We start from the raw sequence: 18,295 nt of genomic DNA, 5'->3' as shown, positions 1-18,295 counted from the left end.
ACCCCGGGGCGGTGCGCTGCCCCGGGATGTTTCCCTCTTCGCATGTGGACATTCACTACCATGCTGACTGAACAGAAAATCCCACTAGGCCAGTACATCGCTGCCTTCGTCGACTGGTTGACCCAACACGGTGCCAACTACTTCGACGCAATCGCATCGACACTGGAAACGATGATCCACGGCGTGACGTTTGCGCTGACCTGGTTCAATCCGCTGGCATTGATCGGTCTGATTGCGCTGCTGGCTCACTTTATTCAACGCAAATGGGGCCTGACGGTGTTTGTCATCGCCTCCTTCCTGCTGATCCTCAACCTGGGGTACTGGCAGGAAACCATGGAAACCCTCGCCCAGGTGCTGTTCGCCACCCTGGTCTGCGTGGTCATCGGCGTGCCGCTGGGCATTGTTGCCGCGCACAAGCCGATGTTCTACACCATGATGCGGCCGGTACTCGATCTGATGCAGACCGTGCCGACCTTCGTCTACCTCATCCCTACCCTGACCCTCTTCGGGCTGGGTGTGGTGCCCGGGCTGATTTCCACGGTGGTGTTCGCGATTGCCGCGCCGATCCGCCTGACCTACCTGGGTATCCGCGACGTACCGCAGGAGTTGATGGACGCCGGCAAGGCCTTCGGCTGCTCGCGCCGCCAGTTGCTCTCGCGCATTGAACTGCCCCACGCCATGCCGAGCATTGCCGCCGGCATTACCCAATGCATCATGCTGTCGTTGTCGATGGTGGTGATCGCGGCGCTGGTGGGTGCCGACGGCCTCGGCAAGCCGGTGGTCAACGCACTGAACACGGCCGATATCGCCCTGGGTTTTGAAGCGGGCCTGGCAATCGTGTTGCTGGCCATCATGCTCGACCGTATCTGCAAACAACCCGACGCCAAAGTAGGGGGTGATGCATGAGCATTATCCGATTCGACAAAGTCGACGTGATCTTCTCCAAAGACCCACGCGAAGCGCTCAAGCTGCTGGACCAGGGCATGAGCCGTAACGAAATCCTGAAAAAGACCGGGCAGATTGTCGGCGTTGAAAACGCCAGCCTGGATATCGAGAAAGGCGAGATCTGTGTACTGATGGGCCTGTCGGGCTCCGGCAAATCGAGCCTGCTGCGCTGCATCAACGGCCTCAACACGGTCAGCCGTGGCCAACTGTTTGTGGAGCATGAAGGTCGCCAGATCGACATCGCCTCCTGCACGCCGGCCGAGCTGAAAATGATGCGCACCAAACGCATCGCCATGGTGTTCCAGAAGTTCGCCCTGATGCCCTGGCTGACGGTGCGCGAGAACATCAGCTTCGGCCTGGAAATGCAGGGCCGCCCGGAAAAGGAGCGGCGCACGCTGGTCGATGAAAAACTCGAACTGGTGGGCCTGACCCAATGGCGCAACAAGAAGCCGGACGAGCTGTCCGGCGGCATGCAACAGCGCGTCGGCCTGGCCCGTGCGTTGGCGATGGACGCCGATATCCTGCTGATGGACGAACCCTTCTCCGCCCTCGATCCTTTGATTCGCCAAGGCCTGCAGGATGAACTGCTGGAACTGCAGCGCAAGCTGAGCAAGACCATCGTGTTCGTCAGCCACGACCTCGACGAAGCCCTCAAGCTGGGCAGCCGCATCGCGATCATGAAAGACGGCAAGATCATCCAGTACAGCGTGCCCGAAGAGATCGTGCTGAACCCGGCGGATGACTATGTGCGTACCTTCGTTGCCCACACCAACCCGCTGAACGTGCTGTGCGGCCGCAGCCTGATGCGCACTGTGGATAACTGCACCCACGTCAACGGCTCGATCAGCCTGGACCCGGGCGGTGACTCGTGGCTTGACCTGACTGAGGGCAACGTCATCAAGGGCGCTCGCCAGAATGGCACGCCGTTGAACCTGCAGAACTGGGCGCCGGGGCAACCGGTGGAAGGTTTGGGCCGGGTGCCGACGTTGGTGGACTCGAATATCGGCATGCGTGATGCACTGCAGATTCGCTATCACACGGGGAATAAGTTGGTGTTGCAGGACAATGACAAGGTGGTGGGGATTCTGGGGGACAGTGAGTTGTATCACGCGCTCTTAGGCAAAAACCTGGGTTAAGCCACACCGCAAAGCAAATGTGGGAGCGGGCTTGCTCGCGAATGCGGTGTGTCAGTCAGCACATCTGCCACTGATACACCGCATTCGCGAGCAAGCCCGCTCCCACATTTTGATCTATGTACGACATAAGAAAGCGGTGCCAGTGAGGGCGCCGCTCGTTTCAACGATCAGCTATAGACCCGGCCAAGGAGCTGCCGATGGCTTTCAAACTGATCGAGCACATCCCGGGTGATCTGCTCCTGGGTGAAGCCCATCAGGTCGTATTCCTGAGGCCCGTTGTGCAGGTAGACCTCGGCACGGTAGTAACGCGTGCGTTCTTCTTCAGGCAGATCATTGGGCGCCGAAGAATATGCATCCAGGCTGACTTCGTAGACAAACGGGTTGCCCTCCTCCATCTCGATCCGCACACCGATGCAGCGCTTGGATTTGCCCAGCAGCGTCTGCACTTCCAGCCCCTGCTCACGCAACGCCGTCGCGGCCTCTTCCAGTGCCGGCGTTACGTGCTTGTCCATGAAGCGTTGCACGGTGCCCTGGCTCGGTTGCAGGTCCAACGCGGTCAAACGCTCGCTGAAGCCGCGACGCCCGCGTTCAGCCAGTTGCGCCTGCTCCTGTTCGATCGCCACGTCCTGGCGCATGGCCTTGTGCAAACCGAACATAAAGAAGATCAGCACCACCGAGAACGGCAGCCCCGCCAGCACCACCATGGTCTGCATGGCTTCGAAGTTGCCGGCGAACAGCAGGCCGATGGTCACCAGGGTGATCACCGCCGACCAGAAGATGCGCAGCCAGTGCGGCGCATCTTCATCCACGTTGCCGCCGGTGCACGACAGGTTGGCCATCATCACCGCGCCGGAATCCGCCGGCGTCAGGAACAGCACGAAGCCCACGAAGATCGATACCCCGATGACGATCTTCGACGCCGGGTAATGCTCAAGCAACTGGTAGATCGCCATGGACGGCTGCTCCAGCGCGGTCTTGCCCAGCTCCACCGCGCCATGGTTCAGCACCAGGTCCAACGCCGAGTTGCCGAAGATCGACAACCACGCCAGGGTGAAGCCCAGCGGGATCAGCAGCACGCCGGCCACCAGTTCACGCACGGTCCGCCCACGGGAAATACGCGCAATGAACATGCCCACGAAGGGTGCCCAGGAAATCCACCAGGCCCAGTAGAACAGGGTCCACAGGCCCATCCAGCGCTCGGTCTTGGCACCGTCGCCTTCATACACATACAGGTCGAAGGTCTTGAGCACGATACCGTTGAGGTAATCACCGGTGTTCTGCACCAGGCCGTTGAGCAAGTGCAGGGTGGGGCCGAACAGCAGCACGAAGATCAGCAACCCACTGAACAAGACGATGTTGAGGTTGGACAGGCGACGAATGCCGTTCTCCACGCCCGACACCGCAGCGATGGTCGCCACGGTGCTCATCACGATGATCACGATCAACAGGTTGGTGTTGCTGTGCGCCATGCCGAACAGGTTTTCCAGCCCCGACGACACCTGCATCGAGCCAATCCCCAGGTTGGTCACCAGGCCGAGCAAGGTCACGAACATGCCGAAACCGTCCACCGCGTGGCCGGCCGCGCCTTTTACCCAGCGCTCGCCCACCAGCGGGTACAGCGCCGAACGCAAGGCCAGCGGCTGATTATGGCGGTACGCGAAGTACGCCACGGCCAGGCCGACCAGCGCATAGATCGCCCAGCCATGCAGGCCCCAGTGCAGGAAGGTCAGTTGCAAGGCCTGACGTGCCGCGCCATTGCTGGCGGCCGCGCCTTCGGGCGGGTTGAAGTAATGATCCAGGGGCTCGGAGGCGCCGAAGTACAGCAGCGAAATGCCGATGCCCGACGAGAACAGCATCCCGGCCCAGGCGCCGTAGCTGAAGTCCGGCGTGTCGTCCTTGCTGCCCAGTTTCAACTTGCCATAGGACGAAAACGCCAGACCGACCACAAACACCAGGTAGGCGGCGATGACCACCATGTAGTACCAGCCGAAGCTTTTCGACAGCCAGGCCTGGGCGACGCCGAGCATGCGCCCGGCCTCCTGCGGAGCGATGATCAGAATGGCGGTCAACAACAGAATCAGCGCGGTGGAGGTGTAAAACACCCAACCGTTGACCCGCACCTTTTGCGGCGGGGTCTTTATAAGAGAGGCAGAACTCATGGCGCAGATGCTCCGGGCAGTGCGAGAGAGAAACACAAGGCAACGGTTATCCCGGAACATCGATTTTTCGGCAGTCGACGGACGGGTGTTATAAAGACATCCCGAAAATCCCGAACCCCGCCAAAGCGGGGCCCAGGCCCTGATACGGCCTGTTTCAGGGGTTTTAGCAGGTGTCAGAGGTCGCGGCTCCCAGGTAGGAAATATCTGTAGGCAGCGACCATTTGTCGCAGAGCTTATTCTTTGTTGATTGAACGTTCAATCAAAACAAAATAGACTGGCCCTCAAGCCGACGGACGTGGATCGCCTGTCGGCAGGCCAAAGGAGAGGTGCTACATGCCCAAGGTCGGTATGCAACCCATACGCCGCCAGCAGTTGATCGAAGCCACGCTGACGGCGATCGATCAGGTCGGAATGGGCGATGCGAGCATTGCGCTGATCGCCCGTTTGGCCGGCGTCTCGAACGGCATCATCAGTCACTACTTTCAGGACAAGAACGGCCTGATCGCCGCAACGATGCGGTACTTGATGAATGTGCTGATCGAGAACGTCCACGAACGCAGGCTTGCGTTGAAGGACGACAGCCCACGGGCGCACCTTCGGGTGATCATCGAGGGCAACTTCGACGCCAGCCAGGTCAACGGACCGGCAATGAAAACCTGGCTGGCCTTCTGGGCCACCAGCATGCATCACCCGTCATTGCACAGGTTGCAGCGGATCAACGATCAACGTCTGTATTCCAACCTGTGCTGCCAGTTCCGCCGAGTGCTGCCGCTGCCGCACGCACGCAAAGCAGCCAGAGGCCTGGCAGCCCTGATCGACGGTTTGTGGTTGCGCGGTGCCCTGTCGGGAGACGCTTTCGACACGGAACAGGCGCAGCGGATCGCTTACGAATACATGGATTTCCAATTGGCCAAGCAGGTGAGTTAGAGCACACATAACCGCTCAACCCCTGAACTGCTGCCGCAGAGTGTTGCCACAACCATATGGCTCACTTTTCGGCGGTTAACGCCAACCACTTATGCACTTGCGAGGACTTTATGGCCCGTTTCGAACTGCAAAAACTCTACATTGACGGCGGTTACAGCGACGCTGGCAGCGATGCCACCTTCGAAGCCATCAACCCGGCTAACGGTGAAGTTCTCGCCCAAGTGCAACGCGCCACGTTCGATGACGTTGAACGTGCCGTGGTCAGCGCCGAAAAAGGCCAGAAGATCTGGGCTGCGATGACCGCCATGGAGCGTTCGCGCATCCTGCGCCGCGCCGTCGACATCCTGCGCGAGCGCAACGATGAGCTGGCCGCCCTGGAAACCCTGGACACCGGCAAATCCTTCTCCGAAACCAAGTACGTCGACATCGTCACCGGCGCCGACGTGCTGGAATACTACGCAGGCCTGGTGCCGGCCATCGAAGGCGAGCAGATTCCGCTGCGCGATACCTCCTTCGTCTACACCCGCCGCGAGCCGCTGGGTGTGGTCGCCGGTATCGGCGCGTGGAACTACCCGATCCAGATCGCCCTGTGGAAATCCGCACCGGCCCTGGCCGCCGGTAACGCGATGATCTTCAAGCCCAGCGAAGTCACCTCGCTGACCACCCTGAAACTGGCCGAGATCTACACCGAAGCCGGCGTCCCGGCCGGTGTGTTCAACGTACTGACCGGCAGCGGCCGTGAAGTCGGCACCTGGCTGACCGAGCACCCGCGCATCGAGAAAGTCTCGTTCACCGGCGGCACCGACACCGGCAAGAAAGTCATGGCCAGCGCTTCGAGCTCCTCGCTCAAGGAAGTGACCATGGAACTGGGCGGCAAGTCCCCGCTGATCGTGTTCGAAGACGCCGACCTGGATCGTGCCGCCGACATCGCGATGATGGCCAACTTCTACAGCTCCGGCCAGGTCTGCACCAACGGCACTCGCGTGTTCGTGCCCAAGCACCTGCAAGCGGCGTTCGAAGCCAAGATTCTTGAACGTGTTGCGCGCATCCGTGTGGGCGACCCGCAGGACGACAACACCAACTTCGGCCCGCTGGTCAGCTTCGCCCACATGGAAAGCGTGCTGGGCTACATCGCCAAGGGCAAAGAGCAAGGCGCACGCCTGCTGTGCGGCGGCGATCGCCTGACCGACGGCGACCTGGCCAAAGGCGCTTTCGTGGCCCCGACGGTGTTCACCGACTGCACCGATGACATGACCATCGTGCGTGAAGAAATCTTTGGCCCGGTGATGAGCATCCTCACCTATGAAACCGAAGAAGAAGTGATCCGTCGCGCCAACGACACCGACTTCGGCCTGGCAGCCGGCCTGGTTACCAAGGACCTGAACCGCGCCCACCGCGTGATTCATCAACTGGAAGCGGGTATCTGCTGGATCAACGCCTGGGGCGAGTCCGACGCCAAGATGCCGGTCGGCGGCTACAAGCAATCGGGCGTGGGCCGTGAGAACGGGATCAGCTCGCTGAACAACTTCACGCGCATCAAGTCCGTGCAAGTCGAACTGGGTGAGTACGCATCAGTCTTCTGATGAGCCTTTAGCGGCAAGCTTCAAGCTGCAAGTAAAAGCAGTTGGCGTTTGCCGCATCTCTCATCCACACCGCTCGCTGCTTTTTCTTGCAGCTTGAAGCTTGGAGCGTGCAGCTCCCCCGGAGTACAGATGACTCAAGAATACGACTACATCATTGTTGGCGCAGGATCAGCAGGCAACACCCTTGCCACCCGTCTGACCGAAGACGAAGGCGTCACCGTCCTGCTGCTGGAAGCCGGTGGCCCGGACTACCGCCTCGACTTCCGTACCCAGATGCCGGCCGCCCTGGCCTTCCCGCTGCAAGGCCGCCGCTACAACTGGGCCTACGAGACCGATCCAGAGCCACACATGGACGGTCGCCGCATGGAGTGCGGTCGCGGCAAGGGCCTGGGGGGTTCTTCCCTGATCAACGGCATGTGCTACATCCGTGGTAACGCCATGGACTACGACAACTGGTCGAAACTGCCAGGTCTGGAAGACTGGACGTACCTGGACTGCCTGCCGTATTTCCGCAAGGCCGAAACCCGCGACATCGGCCCCAACGACTACCACGGCGGCGACGGCCCGGTCAGCGTGACCACGCCCAAAGCCGGCAACAACCCGCTGTTCCACGCGATGGTTGAGGCTGGCGTACAAGCCGGTTACCCGCGTACCGAAGACTTGAACGGCTACCAGCAGGAAGGCTTCGGCCCGATGGACCGTACCGTCACGCCCAATGGCCGTCGCGCCAGCACCGCGCGCGGTTACCTGGACACGGCTAAAAAGCGTTCGACCCTGACCATCGTCACCCACGCCCTCACCGACAAAGTGCTGTTTGAAGGCAAGCGTGCGGTCGGCGTGCGTTACCTGATCGGCGCCGCTGAAGAGCGTGTTGAAGCCCGTGCACGTAAAGAAGTACTGGTGTGCAGCGGCGCAATCGCGTCGCCGCAACTGCTGCAACGCTCCGGCGTCGGCCCGGCCAGGCTGCTGGAAAGCCTCGACATCCCGGTGGTCCATGACCTGCCAGGCGTCGGCGAAAACCTGCAGGATCACCTTGAGCTGTACCTGCAATACGCCTGCACCCAGCCGGTGTCGCTGTACCCCTCGCTGCTCTGGTACAACCAGCCGGCCATTGGTGCCGAGTGGCTGTTCAACGGCACCGGTATCGGCGCCAGCAACCAGTTCGAGGCCGGCGGTTTTATCCGTTCGCGCCCGGAATTCGAATGGCCGAACATCCAGTACCACTTTCTGCCGGTCGCCATTAACTACAACGGCAGCAACGGCGTGAAAGAGCACGGCTTCCAGGCGCACATGGGTTCCATGCGTTCGCCGAGCCGTGGCCGCGTGCACCTGAAGTCGAAGAACCCACGGGACTACCCGAGCATCCTCTTCAACTACATGGCCACCGAACAGGACTGGCAGGAATTCCGTGACGGCATCCGCCTGACCCGCGAAATCATGCAACAGCCGGCGCTGGACCCGTACCGTGGCCGCGAAATCAGCCCGGGTATCGACGTGCAAACCGATGAGCAACTGGACAAGTTCATCCGCGAGCACGCCGAGACCGCGTTCCACCCGTCCTGCTCGTGCAAGATGGGCACCGACGAGATGGCGGTAGTGGATAACGAAGGCCGTGTGCATGGCATGCAGGGCCTACGTGTGGTGGATGCGTCGATCATGCCGATCATCACCACCGGCAACCTGAACGCACCAACGATCATGATCGCCGAGAAAATCGCCGACAAGATCCGTGGCCGCCAGCCTCTGCCGCGCAGCACCGCCGACTACTACGTGGCCGGCGATGCGCCGGTGCGTAGCAAGCCGATGCGTGAAGTCGGGCCGACTGCGCAGTAACTGATACACCGCGGTGCCTGCATCGGGGGCAAGCCCCCTCCCACACTGACTGTATTCACACATTCAGATATGTAAATACAGTCAAATGTGGGAGGGGGCTTGCCCCCGATGAGCCCCGAACAAACAACACACAACCACCTCCCTTGATCAGCTCCCAGCCCCGGCCTACTCTGTTGGCCTGCCCGCGCTGAGCCGCCCACAAGGAAGGCCCCATGTTCGAACACCACGCCACGCTCAAGAAACACTTCAGTGCCCTGCGCACCAACGCCCAATTCTTCTCCCTGCGCTATGTCCGCGAATCCGGCCGGTACCTGTCGGTACGCAAGAACGTCGCCGAACCGCCCCACCTGAGCCATGACGAAGGCGCCATGCTCACCGTGCGCCTCAACGGCGTGGAAGCCTACGCCGCGACCAACGATATTTCCCTGGCCGGCCTGCAGGCGGCTCTCGAGCGCGCCGAACAGCAAGCCCGGCAGATCCTGCCCCACGCCCTGCTCGACCTGCGCGAGCAATCGGTCTCCAGTGACGTTGCCGACTACCTCTCGCCCGACTTCGACCGGCCCTTCCCCTCCCTGAGCGACTGCTACCAACTGCTCGGCGATGAGTCGGCTGCCGTGCCCAGGGATGAGCGCCTGGTGAGCTGGGACGTGAGTCTGGGCCAGACCACTGTCGAACAGATCTACCTCAACACGGCCGGCGCCCAATTGCGCCAGGCTCAGCGTTTTGTGTTCCCCGGCGTCAATGTCACCGCCTTCGATGGCAACGACAGCCAGACCCGCACCCTCGGCGGCAGCAACTTCGGCCAGCAAGGCGGATTTGACGTGATCAGCCGCTTCGGCCTGATCGGCGCCGCGCCGCGCGTGGCCGACGAGGCCCTGCAACTGCTGCTGGCACCGAACACGCCCCAGGGTCCGCGTGACCTGCTGCTGATGCCCGACCAGATGATCCTGCAGATCCACGAGTCCATCGGCCATCCGCTGGAGCTGGACCGCATCCTCGGCGACGAACGCAACTACGCCGGCACCAGCTTTGTGAAGGCCAGCGACTTCGGCCACCTGCAATACGGTTCACCGCTGCTCAACGTGACGTTCGACCCGGACATCCCCGAACAGCTTGCCAGCTACAGCCATGACGATGACGGCACCCGCGCCAGCAAGCAGTTCCTGATCCGCGAAGGGCTGCTGCTCAAGCCGCTGGGCGGCGCATTGTCGCAATTTCGCGCCAACCTGCCAGGCGTCGCCAACAGCCGCGCTTGCGGCTGGAACCGCCCGCCCATTGATCGCATGGCCAACTTGAATATCGAGCCCGGCGATAAAAACCTCGCGCAACTGGTGGGCGGTATTGAAAACGGCATCCTGATGAGCACCAACCGTTCGTGGTCCATCGACGATGCGCGCAACAAGTTCCAGTTCGGGTGTGAGTGGGGCCAGTTGATTGAAAACGGCGAACTCAAGGGTGTGGTGAAGAACCCCAACTACCGCGCCATTTCCGCACAGTTCTGGCGCAACCTCAGCGCGGTCGGCGATGCCAGCACCTTCAAGGTATTGGGCACGCCGAACTGCGGCAAGGGCGAGCCCAATCAGGTGATCCGTGTGGGCCATGCCTCACCGGCCTGTGTATTCAGTAACGTCGATGTATTCGGGGGAGACGCCTGATGAATAATTTCAAGGCACTGGTGGACTGGCTCAAGCAGGCCATCACCGACAAGGAGCAATTTCACCTCGGCTATGCGGATGAATCGTCAGCATTCGTGCGTTTCAACCACGCACAGGTGCGCCAGGCCGGCCAGGTGCAACAGGCCAGCCTGAACCTCAAGCTGATCAACGATGGTCGCCACGCCGACTTGGGCATCACCCTGTCCGGCGAACCGGATCTGGATCGCCAGCGACTGGCCGATGGCCTGCAGCAGCTGCGTGAAACCTTGCCGTTGCTGCCACCGGACCCGTATTTGTTGCTGAACCACAACGCCTGGCACAGCCACAACGAACAATTGCGGCCTCTGCCGGAGCTAGCCCAGGTGCTGCAAGACATCAGCCAGGCCGCCGAAGGTGTGGACCTGGTCGGGTTCTATGCCGCCGGTCCCATCACCCGTGGCTTCGCCAGCTCCGACGGCGCGTTCGGCTGGCACCAGGCCAATAGCTTCAACTTCGACTTCAGCCTGTTCCACGCCAATGGCGAAGCGGTCAAGGCCAGCTACGCCGGGCACACCTGGGACAGTACCGAGTTCGCCCGGCGCGTCCAACAGGCCCGCGACCAGCTCCATTTCCTGGGCCGACCGCTGCACCCCCTGGCGCCTGGACAGTACCGCGCCTACCTCGCTCCGGCGGCACTCGAAGAGATCATCAGCATCGTTACCTGGGGCGGTTTTTCCGCCCAGGCCATCGCCAGCAAAGGCAGCTCGTTGCAACGCCTGTATGCCGGCGAACAACACCTGAGCCCGCTGGTGACAGTCAGCGAGCAGATCAGCGGCTCACTGAGCCAGGCCTTTTCCCCGGAAGGCTACCCACGCAGCGATGTCAGGTTGATCAATACGGGCCGCGCCGACGGTCAACTGGTCAACTCGCGCAGCGCTGCCGAATATAGCCTCAGTGCCAACGGTGCCGGCAGCGACGAGTCCCCCAGCGCCCTGCAGATGGCCGCCGGTAACCTGGCACAGGCCGATATCCTCAAGCAATTGGGCACCGGGTTGTACATCAGCAACCTGTGGTACCTGAACTATTCCGACCTGCCGGCGGCGCGCCTGACCGGCATGACCCGCTTTGCCACGTTCTGGGTGGAAGACGGCGAGATCAAGGCACCGGTCAGCACCATGCGCTTTGATGACAGTGTGTACAGCCTGCTGGGCTCACAGCTTGAAGCGTTGACGGTTGAACGGGAACTGCTGCTGTCGGCCAGCACCTATGGGCAGCGCAATACATCCTCCAATTTGTTGCCCGGCGCTCTGGTCAAACGCCTGACCTTAACTCTTTAAACGTTTTCTCCTGCTCCGACCAGACACAGTGGCAGCTTCGGCTGCCATTGTTCATTCGCGATATCGGCCATCTTCGACAATACGCAAAAAACGCTTACGCAGAGAATTCTCCTACATCAAAAAAATTGAGGATTATCTCTTGTCACAGACATCCCACTAAACGACAGGAACGGAAAAGTCAGACATTGCCACTGACGGTAGTGCCCCTACAAAGAGCGGCTTACTTTCATACCGGGACAGTTGAAATGCATTCGATAAATTCACACGCTGGACATCATTCACCTATCGCGTTCGGCTACCAGCACAGGAACGCTGCGACAAAACCAACACACTCAAACGTTCACACTCCTCCACCTACGAAGTTGCACATCGCCAACGCCCAGACAAACAATACAGCGCGTATTGATTTTTTGTCCAACAAGGACAAAGGCGAACCGCCCCGCGATATTTGGACGGGATTTTATGCCTCTTATCATTGGGACCACCACGATGATTGGGCGGGGCCGATTAAAGCGGCCATGTCGGGGCTCGGCCAAAGCCCGCTGGGTATCTTTGATGAGGTGGCCCGAACTGAAAATGGATACAACATAACCATGAAGGACAACTTCAAACTTCATATCACCGATAAGGAACTGGCACTGGCCACTCACTATGCCAAGTTTTCCGGCACTGACGAAGGCATGCTAAAAGATGCACGCTTTCTATTCGCCGTCATGAATAAACGCCGTCACATTGATTATCACTATGACGTCCAACACATTGACTACTCCAATGACCTCAGAAAACGCAGCTTCAACGCGACGCTGCAAGCCTCTGATTACGGTATTCAGGGGCATCAAGCCTTGAAACTCCTGGGGCTTGGCACACAATTGAAACAGGTATGGTCTCAGGACGTTAAAAACGAAGTAGGCGTGCCGGCAACTAATCCCTTCCCCTACAGACGAGGCATGATAAGCGAAGGGTTTATGGACAGCTACGGCCAGAAGAAATCCGCTCCGAAATGGATAGAAAGCTTTATTGTCCTCAAGGAGCCGCATACCTCTATGCCTCCTCCGCTTGTGACCCCAAGCTCCCCACCGAAACCCCGCACCTTCACGCTTGAGCCCCTCCCCAACAGCAATCCTGAGGCACTTGGCGAACTCCCGGATCTGTCCAAAAAAAGAAATGGACAAAAACCGGATGACCCCATGTTGGGCTTCTATACGACAAGACCTTATATGTTTGAAGGTGAGACCTCAACTCACGCAGATGTCATAAAACTATTAATGAACACGTTCGGGCAAAGCCCTACCGATGTCTTTTCAAGCGTAAAACATGCAGACAATGTTTACGCCATCACCTTCAGAGACGGCGTTGAGGTAAAACTGTCGCGGGACGAACTTGAGCTGGCAGAAGATAACTCGCGATTCACGGGCAATGATGATGGGTTGCTCCAAGATGCAAATTTCATTTTTGCCGCGTACATTAAACGCCAACAACTTCAACCTCCAGAACCCGGCTTTGGCCTTAGTTTCGAGGCAGCGCTGGAACGCAACCTGACGGGCCGAACAGTAAAAAGCGTTTTGGAAGGTATGGGTGTCACCCACTCTATCAAATACGTAGAACGGGCCGGCGATGCCGATGGCATGGTATTGTTAAGTGCCGGTAATGCCGGCGGCCTATTCAAGGACGGCGCACTCGCCAAAGAAGGTCAATACCACTCGGAGGATGGCGCCACACAAAAACAAGGCTATCAACTCGTGTAACAACGACCCGGCATTGTTATAATCCTGCACCTCAAACGCACCACCGCCATAGTTTCTTCCCCATGATAATCACCTGATGAACGGCCTACCTATGCACATCGGAACAGCTCTATACCCTGCTGCAACTTTCTCCACACCTTATGATAATCACAGGATAAACGACCGCCATATAGAAAACGGTGTATTCAATCCCGGCTACACGGAAGGAAAACCGCCACCAAACGTGCGTTCCACTACTGTTTCGGGTATTCGACCGAAAAACATATGGAAGGATTTCTTTCAGGTGAGCGAAGGCAACTGCGTCACCGTTTCTGCAATCAAAGCGACGATGGCCAAATACGGCAATCACCCAGAAGGTATTTACAAGAAAATAATCCGATCAGATGAGGGATTCGACATCACCATGAGAGACGGCGTAAAGGTCTTCCTCACTCATGAAGAATTGGGGCAGGCCATGGACAGTGCAGGCTTCGCCGGCAAGGGTAAGGTCTTGCGACATGCCATTTTTTTGTATGCCGCCAGTGCAAAGCGAGCGCAAAACGAAAACAATGACGGCAGGGCCAAGCAAAGTTTTGAAGCCGCCATGCGTACATTAAATGACGGCGAGCATCCTGGCGAAGCACTCACCCGCCTGGGGCTAAAAAACCATATGCGCAGGGGGACTGTTGAGGAATTGAAAAACGGCGCGATAGGTACACTTGCCGATTCCGTCCATTCGGTCGCTGTCGTCGACGCTCATATAGACCTGTGGAGTATCAAAAGGGTGCTGGCTGGCTCAACATGGGAAAAAGCACCTGACGTATTGGTCCTGGATTGAACATCCGCTTTTTTCACACGTTGCCCCAAAAAAAGACGCTGCCAAAGCCAATGCCCCTGCTCCTTGGGGCATTGCGCTTTACCAACCAAGCTTTTCACCTCTTCCTGCCGCCAATACCCAACTGACCGTTTTGAATGCCCCGTTAGTTGTCGCGTGCAAAAAACCTCGTTATAAGGACTAATGGCATCCCGCCACCCCACCCGCGTGCCCGCACGTAATGCACGACCTTGCCAGGTAAACGGCAAGCTGGAGCGTTGACATGAACCATGGAAGTTTTGTCATTGAAAGGCCGTTCAAGCACTACAACGTTCACGTAGAGCAGCTCGGTAACAACCCGGAAAGAAAAACCGTGTTGATGGTCAACGGTGCACTGTCCACCACCCGCTCCTTTGCCCGCACCAGCAAATGCCTGGCCGAGCATTTCAATGTGCTGCTGTTCGACCTGCCTTTCTCCGGCTACTCGCGTGAATACAACACCGACCTGGAACTGGTGACCAAGGACGACGAAGTACAGATATTGCGGGCGCTGGTGGAGCGTTTTGCGGTCAACCATCTGGTCTCGGCCTCCTGGGGTGGCATCTCCACATTGCTGACCCTGGCGCATAACCCACCGTCCATCGAAAGCTCGGTGGTGATGGCCCTGGCGCCCAACCTCAACCAGGCGATGCTTGAGTATGTGGAGCGTGTACGCGTACTGATCGAGGCCGATGACAAATCCGCCGTGGGCCACCTGCTCAACGAGACAGTCGGCAAATACCTGTCGCCGCGCCTCAAGCGCAACAACCACCGCCACCTGTCGACCATGGCCACCACCGAATATCGCCAGGCGCGTTTTCATATCCACCAGGTCTTGGCACTGGGCGATGGCAACTATTTGCCCGCACTCCGGCAAATTGACACGCCGGTGCACTTTATCAACGGTACGCTGGACGAATACACCCCTGCCGCCGAAGCCCGGTTGTTCGGCGATTACGTGGGGCGTAGCAGTTTCGCCGTGGCCGAACACACCGGCCATTTGCTCGACCTGGAATCACGCGAGGCGGCGCTGGCGGTGCATCGTGCCTTGCTGGATTTTCTGGTGGGCGAGCACGCCGCGTTGTCGGATATAGACGAACCGCTAGTGGGAAAAACGGCGACGAATGGCGCATAATCGCCGACACATAGCCTGCTAACAAAAGGGTTCCCATGCCGAATCGTGCCCCTCTCGACGCCAAGACCGCCCGCTGGCTGCCCTGGGTGGTCGCGATTGCCTTCTTCATGCAGTCGCTGGACGGGACGATCCTCAACACGGCGCTGCCGGCCATGGCCCGGGACCTGGCGGAAAACCCGCTGCGCATGCAGGGCGTGGTGATTGCCTACATGCTCACCGTCGCCTTGCTGATCCCCGCATCGGGCTGGATCGCCGACCGCTTCGGCACCAAGAAAATCTTCTTTGGCGCGATCCTGCTGTTCAGCATCGGCTCATTGTTGTGCGCCTTGTCCAGCAGCTTGAGCATGCTGGTGGGTGCACGGGTGATCCAGGGCCTGGGGGGTGCGCTGATGCTGCCGGTCGGGCGCCTGGTGGTACTGCGCGCCTATCCGCGTTCCGAGCTGGTGCGCATCATGGGTTTCATTACCATCCCCGGACTGCTCGGCCCGCTGCTCGGCCCGACCCTGGGCGGCTGGATGGTGCAATACCTGACCTGGCACTGGATCTTCCTGATCAACCTGCCGGTGGGCATGATCGGCTGCTACGCGGTGTGGAAGTTCATCCCCGACCTGCGCGGCAGCGAGCGCACGCGCTTCGATAGCCTCGGCTTCCTGCTGTTCGGCGCGGCGATGGTGCTGATCACCATCGCCATGGAGGGCCTGGGCGAACTGCACCTGCCGCACCTGCGGGTGATGTTGCTGCTGTTCGGCGGGCTGGCGTGCCTGGCGGCGTATTGGCTGCGCGCCGGGCATATCGACAACGCACTGTTCTCGCCGGTGCTGTTCAAGACCCGCACCTTTGCCGTGGGCATCCTCGGTAACCTGTTCGCCCGCCTGGGCAGCGGTGCGCTGCCGTTCCTGGTGCCGCTGCTGTTGCAGGTGGCGCTGGGTTATTCGCCATCACAAGCCGGCATGAGCATGCTGCCGCTGGCGGCGGCGGCGATGTTTGCCAAGTCCATCGCCCGGCCGTTGATCGAGCGCCTGGGTTATCGCGTGGTGCTCACCGGCAACACCCTGGCCCTGGGCGCCATGCTGGCGAGCATGGGCCTGGTCAGCGAGCAAACCCCTTATCCGCTGCTGCTGGGGATGCTGGCGGTGCTCGGCGCAATCAACTCCCTGCAATTCACGGCGATGAACACCGTCACCCTGATCGACCTCGACGACGCCCAGGCCAGCAGCGGCAACAGTTTGCTGTCGGTGGTGGCACAACTGTCCCTGAGCCTGGGCGTGGCCTGCGCCGGTGCCCTGCTCGGCGGGTTCACCCTGGAGGCCGGCAACGATGGGGTGAACACGGTGCTCGGCGCGTTCCAGCTGACGTTCCTCACCGTGGGCATCATGGCCATGCTGGCGGCGGCGATCTTCCTGCAACTGTCGCCAAAAGACGGTAAACGCGTGATCAGCCGCGAGCATGACCTGGAGCATTGAAGCAGTGGCAAGCTTCACGTTGTAAGCTTCAAGCTTGCGGCTTGCGGCTGATAACTTGCCGCTGGCCCCCTACGCCTCGTCGAGAACATACAAAGAAACCCAAGGGGGCCTGCTACACTGCGCGACATTTTGTTTTGCAGAGCCAGTCCCGTGACCACCATCGCCACCGCTTTTAATACTTTGCCCCTGTCCGCCGCCATGCTGGCTAACCTCGACTCGCTGGGTTATGTCGAGATGACGCAGATCCAGGCGCAGAGCTTGCCGGTGATCCTCAAGGGGCTGGACCTGATTGCCCAGGCCAAGACCGGCAGCGGCAAGACTGCCGCCTTTGGTATCGGCCTGCTGAACCCGATCAACCCGCGCTATTTCGGTTGCCAGGCCCTGGTGATGTGCCCGACCCGCGAGCTGGCCGACCAGGTGGCCAAGGAAATCCGTCGCCTGGCCCGCGCCGAAGACAACATCAAGGTGCTGACCCTGTGCGGCGGCGTCTCCCTCGGCCCGCAGATCGCGTCCCTTGAGCACGGTGCCCACGTGATCGTCGGTACTCCGGGCCGCATCCAGCAGCACCTGCGCAAAGGTTCGCTGGTACTGGACGGCTTGAACACGCTGATCCTCGACGAAGCCGACCGCATGCTCGACATGGGTTTCTACGACGCCATCGAAGATATCATCAGCAAGACCCCGCCCCGCCGCCAGACCCTGCTGTTCTCGGCCACTTACCCGGTGAGCATCAAGCAGCTGGCCTCCAAGTTCATGCGCGCGCCGCAGCAAGTGAAGGCCGAAGCGTTCCACTCCGACGATCAGATCGAACAGCGGTTCTACGAGATCTCCCCGGAAGAGCGCATGGACGCCGTGACCAAGGTGCTGGCGCATTTCCGCCCGGCGTCGTGCGTGGCGTTCTGCTTTACCAAGCAGCAAGTGCAGGAAACCGTGGATCACCTGACCGCCAAAGGCATTTCCGCCGTCGGCCTGCACGGTGACCTGGAGCAACGCGACCGTGACCAGGTACTGGCCATGTTCGCCAACCGCAGCACTTCGGTGCTGGTGGCCACCGACGTGGCCGCCCGTGGCCTGGACATCGACTCGCTGGATATGGTGATCAATGTCGAACTGGCCCGCGACTCGGAAATCCACATTCACCGTGTTGGCCGTACCGGTCGCGCGGGTGAGACCGGCCTCGCCATCAGCCTGGTGGCGCCGTCCGAAGCGCACCGCGCCCAGGCCATCGAGCAACTGCAGAAGTCGCCGCTGAACTGGGATCAACTGGACAACCTCAAGCCGCAGAGCGGTGGCCCGCTGCTGCCGGTGATGAGCACGCTGTGCATCGCTGCCGGCCGCAAGGACAAGGTTCGCCCAGGCGACATCCTCGGCGCCCTGACGGGTGACGCCGGCATCCCGGGTGCCCAGGTCGGCAAGATCGCGATCTTTGACTTCCAGGCCTTCGTGGCCGTGGAACGCGGTATCGCCAAGCAGGCGCTGCAGCGTTTGAACGACGGCAAGATCAAAGGCCGTTCGTTGCGCGTGCGTATCCTGTAACACGACCGTTGATCCAATGAAGATCGAATG

General features: G+C 60.0%; 13 protein-coding genes. 12 read left to right on the top strand and 1 reads right to left on the bottom strand.

The window, feature by feature from the left end:
* Window positions 1-60 precede the first annotated feature (60 nt).
* Window positions 61-906 carry a choline ABC transporter permease subunit gene (choW, locus tag PspCFBP13528_RS02810; RefSeq protein WP_003194913.1) on the top strand — a complete coding sequence of 282 codons (846 nt, stop codon included), beginning with the start codon at window positions 61-63 and terminating at the stop codon, window positions 904-906.
* A complete protein-coding gene (choV, locus tag PspCFBP13528_RS02805) occupies window positions 903-2,081 on the top strand; it encodes a choline ABC transporter ATP-binding protein (RefSeq protein ID WP_137199600.1) in 1,179 nt (392 codons plus the stop codon). The genes choW and choV overlap by 4 nt, the downstream gene beginning before the upstream one ends.
* 167 nt (window positions 2,082-2,248) lie before the next feature.
* Here the strand turns inward: choV and PspCFBP13528_RS02800 are convergent, their stop codons facing one another.
* Window positions 2,249-4,183, bottom strand: coding sequence for a BCCT family transporter (locus PspCFBP13528_RS02800; protein ID WP_232790546.1), 1,935 nt, complete (start codon window positions 4,181-4,183; stop codon window positions 2,249-2,251).
* 390 nt (window positions 4,184-4,573) lie between these two features.
* Here PspCFBP13528_RS02800 and betI point away from each other — a divergent pair, with 390 nt between their 5' ends.
* The 10 genes from betI (at window position 4,574) to dbpA (ending at window position 18,265) form a co-directional block, all read left to right on the top strand.
* Window positions 4,574-5,167, top strand: coding sequence for a transcriptional regulator BetI (gene betI, locus PspCFBP13528_RS02795; protein WP_010207128.1), 594 nt, complete (start codon window positions 4,574-4,576; stop codon window positions 5,165-5,167).
* Window positions 5,168-5,277: 110 nt separating this feature from the next.
* The gene (gene betB / locus PspCFBP13528_RS02790) at window positions 5,278-6,750 is read left to right on the top strand and encodes a betaine-aldehyde dehydrogenase (protein WP_065949481.1); all 1,473 of its coding nucleotides are present in this window, start codon (window positions 5,278-5,280) and stop codon (window positions 6,748-6,750) included.
* A 129-nt stretch (window positions 6,751-6,879) separates the two neighbouring features.
* On the top strand, window positions 6,880-8,583 hold the full coding sequence (gene betA / locus PspCFBP13528_RS02785; RefSeq protein WP_137199599.1) for a choline dehydrogenase: 1,704 nt from the start codon (window positions 6,880-6,882) through the stop codon (window positions 8,581-8,583).
* 212 nt (window positions 8,584-8,795) lie between these two features.
* Window positions 8,796-10,238 carry a TldD/PmbA family protein gene (locus PspCFBP13528_RS02780; protein ID WP_065949479.1) on the top strand — a complete coding sequence of 481 codons (1,443 nt, stop codon included), beginning with the start codon at window positions 8,796-8,798 and terminating at the stop codon, window positions 10,236-10,238.
* Window positions 10,238-11,554 (top strand): TldD/PmbA family protein, encoded by a 1,317-nt coding sequence (locus tag PspCFBP13528_RS02775; protein WP_065949478.1) that lies wholly within the window; start codon window positions 10,238-10,240, stop codon window positions 11,552-11,554. Before PspCFBP13528_RS02780 ends, PspCFBP13528_RS02775 begins: the two co-directional genes overlap by 1 nt.
* A gap of 245 nt (window positions 11,555-11,799) precedes the next feature.
* The gene (locus tag PspCFBP13528_RS02770) at window positions 11,800-13,299 is read left to right on the top strand and encodes a hypothetical protein (protein WP_137199598.1); all 1,500 of its coding nucleotides are present in this window, start codon (window positions 11,800-11,802) and stop codon (window positions 13,297-13,299) included.
* Between the two features lie 76 nt (window positions 13,300-13,375).
* Window positions 13,376-14,116 (top strand): hypothetical protein, encoded by a 741-nt coding sequence (locus tag PspCFBP13528_RS02765; protein ID WP_137199597.1) that lies wholly within the window; start codon window positions 13,376-13,378, stop codon window positions 14,114-14,116.
* 259 nt (window positions 14,117-14,375) lie between these two features.
* Window positions 14,376-15,266: an alpha/beta hydrolase gene (locus tag PspCFBP13528_RS02760; protein WP_065949475.1), complete on the top strand. Its 891-nt coding sequence runs from the start codon at window positions 14,376-14,378 to the stop codon at window positions 15,264-15,266.
* A 35-nt stretch (window positions 15,267-15,301) separates the two neighbouring features.
* The gene (mdtD, locus tag PspCFBP13528_RS02755; protein WP_137199596.1) at window positions 15,302-16,729 is read left to right on the top strand and encodes a multidrug transporter subunit MdtD; all 1,428 of its coding nucleotides are present in this window, start codon (window positions 15,302-15,304) and stop codon (window positions 16,727-16,729) included.
* Window positions 16,730-16,927: 198 nt separating this feature from the next.
* Window positions 16,928-18,265 (top strand): ATP-dependent RNA helicase DbpA, encoded by a 1,338-nt coding sequence (gene dbpA / locus PspCFBP13528_RS02750; RefSeq protein ID WP_241669062.1) that lies wholly within the window; start codon window positions 16,928-16,930, stop codon window positions 18,263-18,265.
* Window positions 18,266-18,295: the final 30 nt, after the last annotated feature.

The organism is Pseudomonas sp. CFBP13528 (genome assembly GCF_005233615.1).
Taxonomy (GTDB): Bacteria; Pseudomonadota; Gammaproteobacteria; order Pseudomonadales; family Pseudomonadaceae; genus Aquipseudomonas; species Aquipseudomonas fluorescens_AM.
The sequence above is the reverse complement of the archived record's forward strand: the minus strand, read 5'-3'. Positions and strand labels throughout refer to the sequence as shown.

What these genes read in the sequence shown, in the direction of transcription:
- choW (WP_003194913.1), top strand. Translation starts at nt 61, where the DNA reads ATGCTGACTGAACAGAAAATCCCACTAGGCCAGTACATCGCTGCCTTC.
- choV (WP_137199600.1), top strand. Translation starts at nt 903, where the DNA reads ATGAGCATTATCCGATTCGACAAAGTCGACGTGATCTTCTCCAAAGAC.
- betI (WP_010207128.1), top strand. Translation starts at nt 4,574, where the DNA reads ATGCCCAAGGTCGGTATGCAACCCATACGCCGCCAGCAGTTGATCGAA.
- betB (WP_065949481.1), top strand. Translation starts at nt 5,278, where the DNA reads ATGGCCCGTTTCGAACTGCAAAAACTCTACATTGACGGCGGTTACAGC.
- betA (WP_137199599.1), top strand. Translation starts at nt 6,880, where the DNA reads ATGACTCAAGAATACGACTACATCATTGTTGGCGCAGGATCAGCAGGC.
- PspCFBP13528_RS02780 (WP_065949479.1), top strand. Translation starts at nt 8,796, where the DNA reads ATGTTCGAACACCACGCCACGCTCAAGAAACACTTCAGTGCCCTGCGC.
- PspCFBP13528_RS02775 (WP_065949478.1), top strand. Translation starts at nt 10,238, where the DNA reads ATGAATAATTTCAAGGCACTGGTGGACTGGCTCAAGCAGGCCATCACC.
- PspCFBP13528_RS02770 (WP_137199598.1), top strand. Translation starts at nt 11,800, where the DNA reads ATGCATTCGATAAATTCACACGCTGGACATCATTCACCTATCGCGTTC.
- PspCFBP13528_RS02765 (WP_137199597.1), top strand. Translation starts at nt 13,376, where the DNA reads ATGAACGGCCTACCTATGCACATCGGAACAGCTCTATACCCTGCTGCA.
- PspCFBP13528_RS02760 (WP_065949475.1), top strand. Translation starts at nt 14,376, where the DNA reads ATGAACCATGGAAGTTTTGTCATTGAAAGGCCGTTCAAGCACTACAAC.
- mdtD (WP_137199596.1), top strand. Translation starts at nt 15,302, where the DNA reads ATGCCGAATCGTGCCCCTCTCGACGCCAAGACCGCCCGCTGGCTGCCC.
- dbpA (WP_241669062.1), top strand. Translation starts at nt 16,928, where the DNA reads ATGCTGGCTAACCTCGACTCGCTGGGTTATGTCGAGATGACGCAGATC.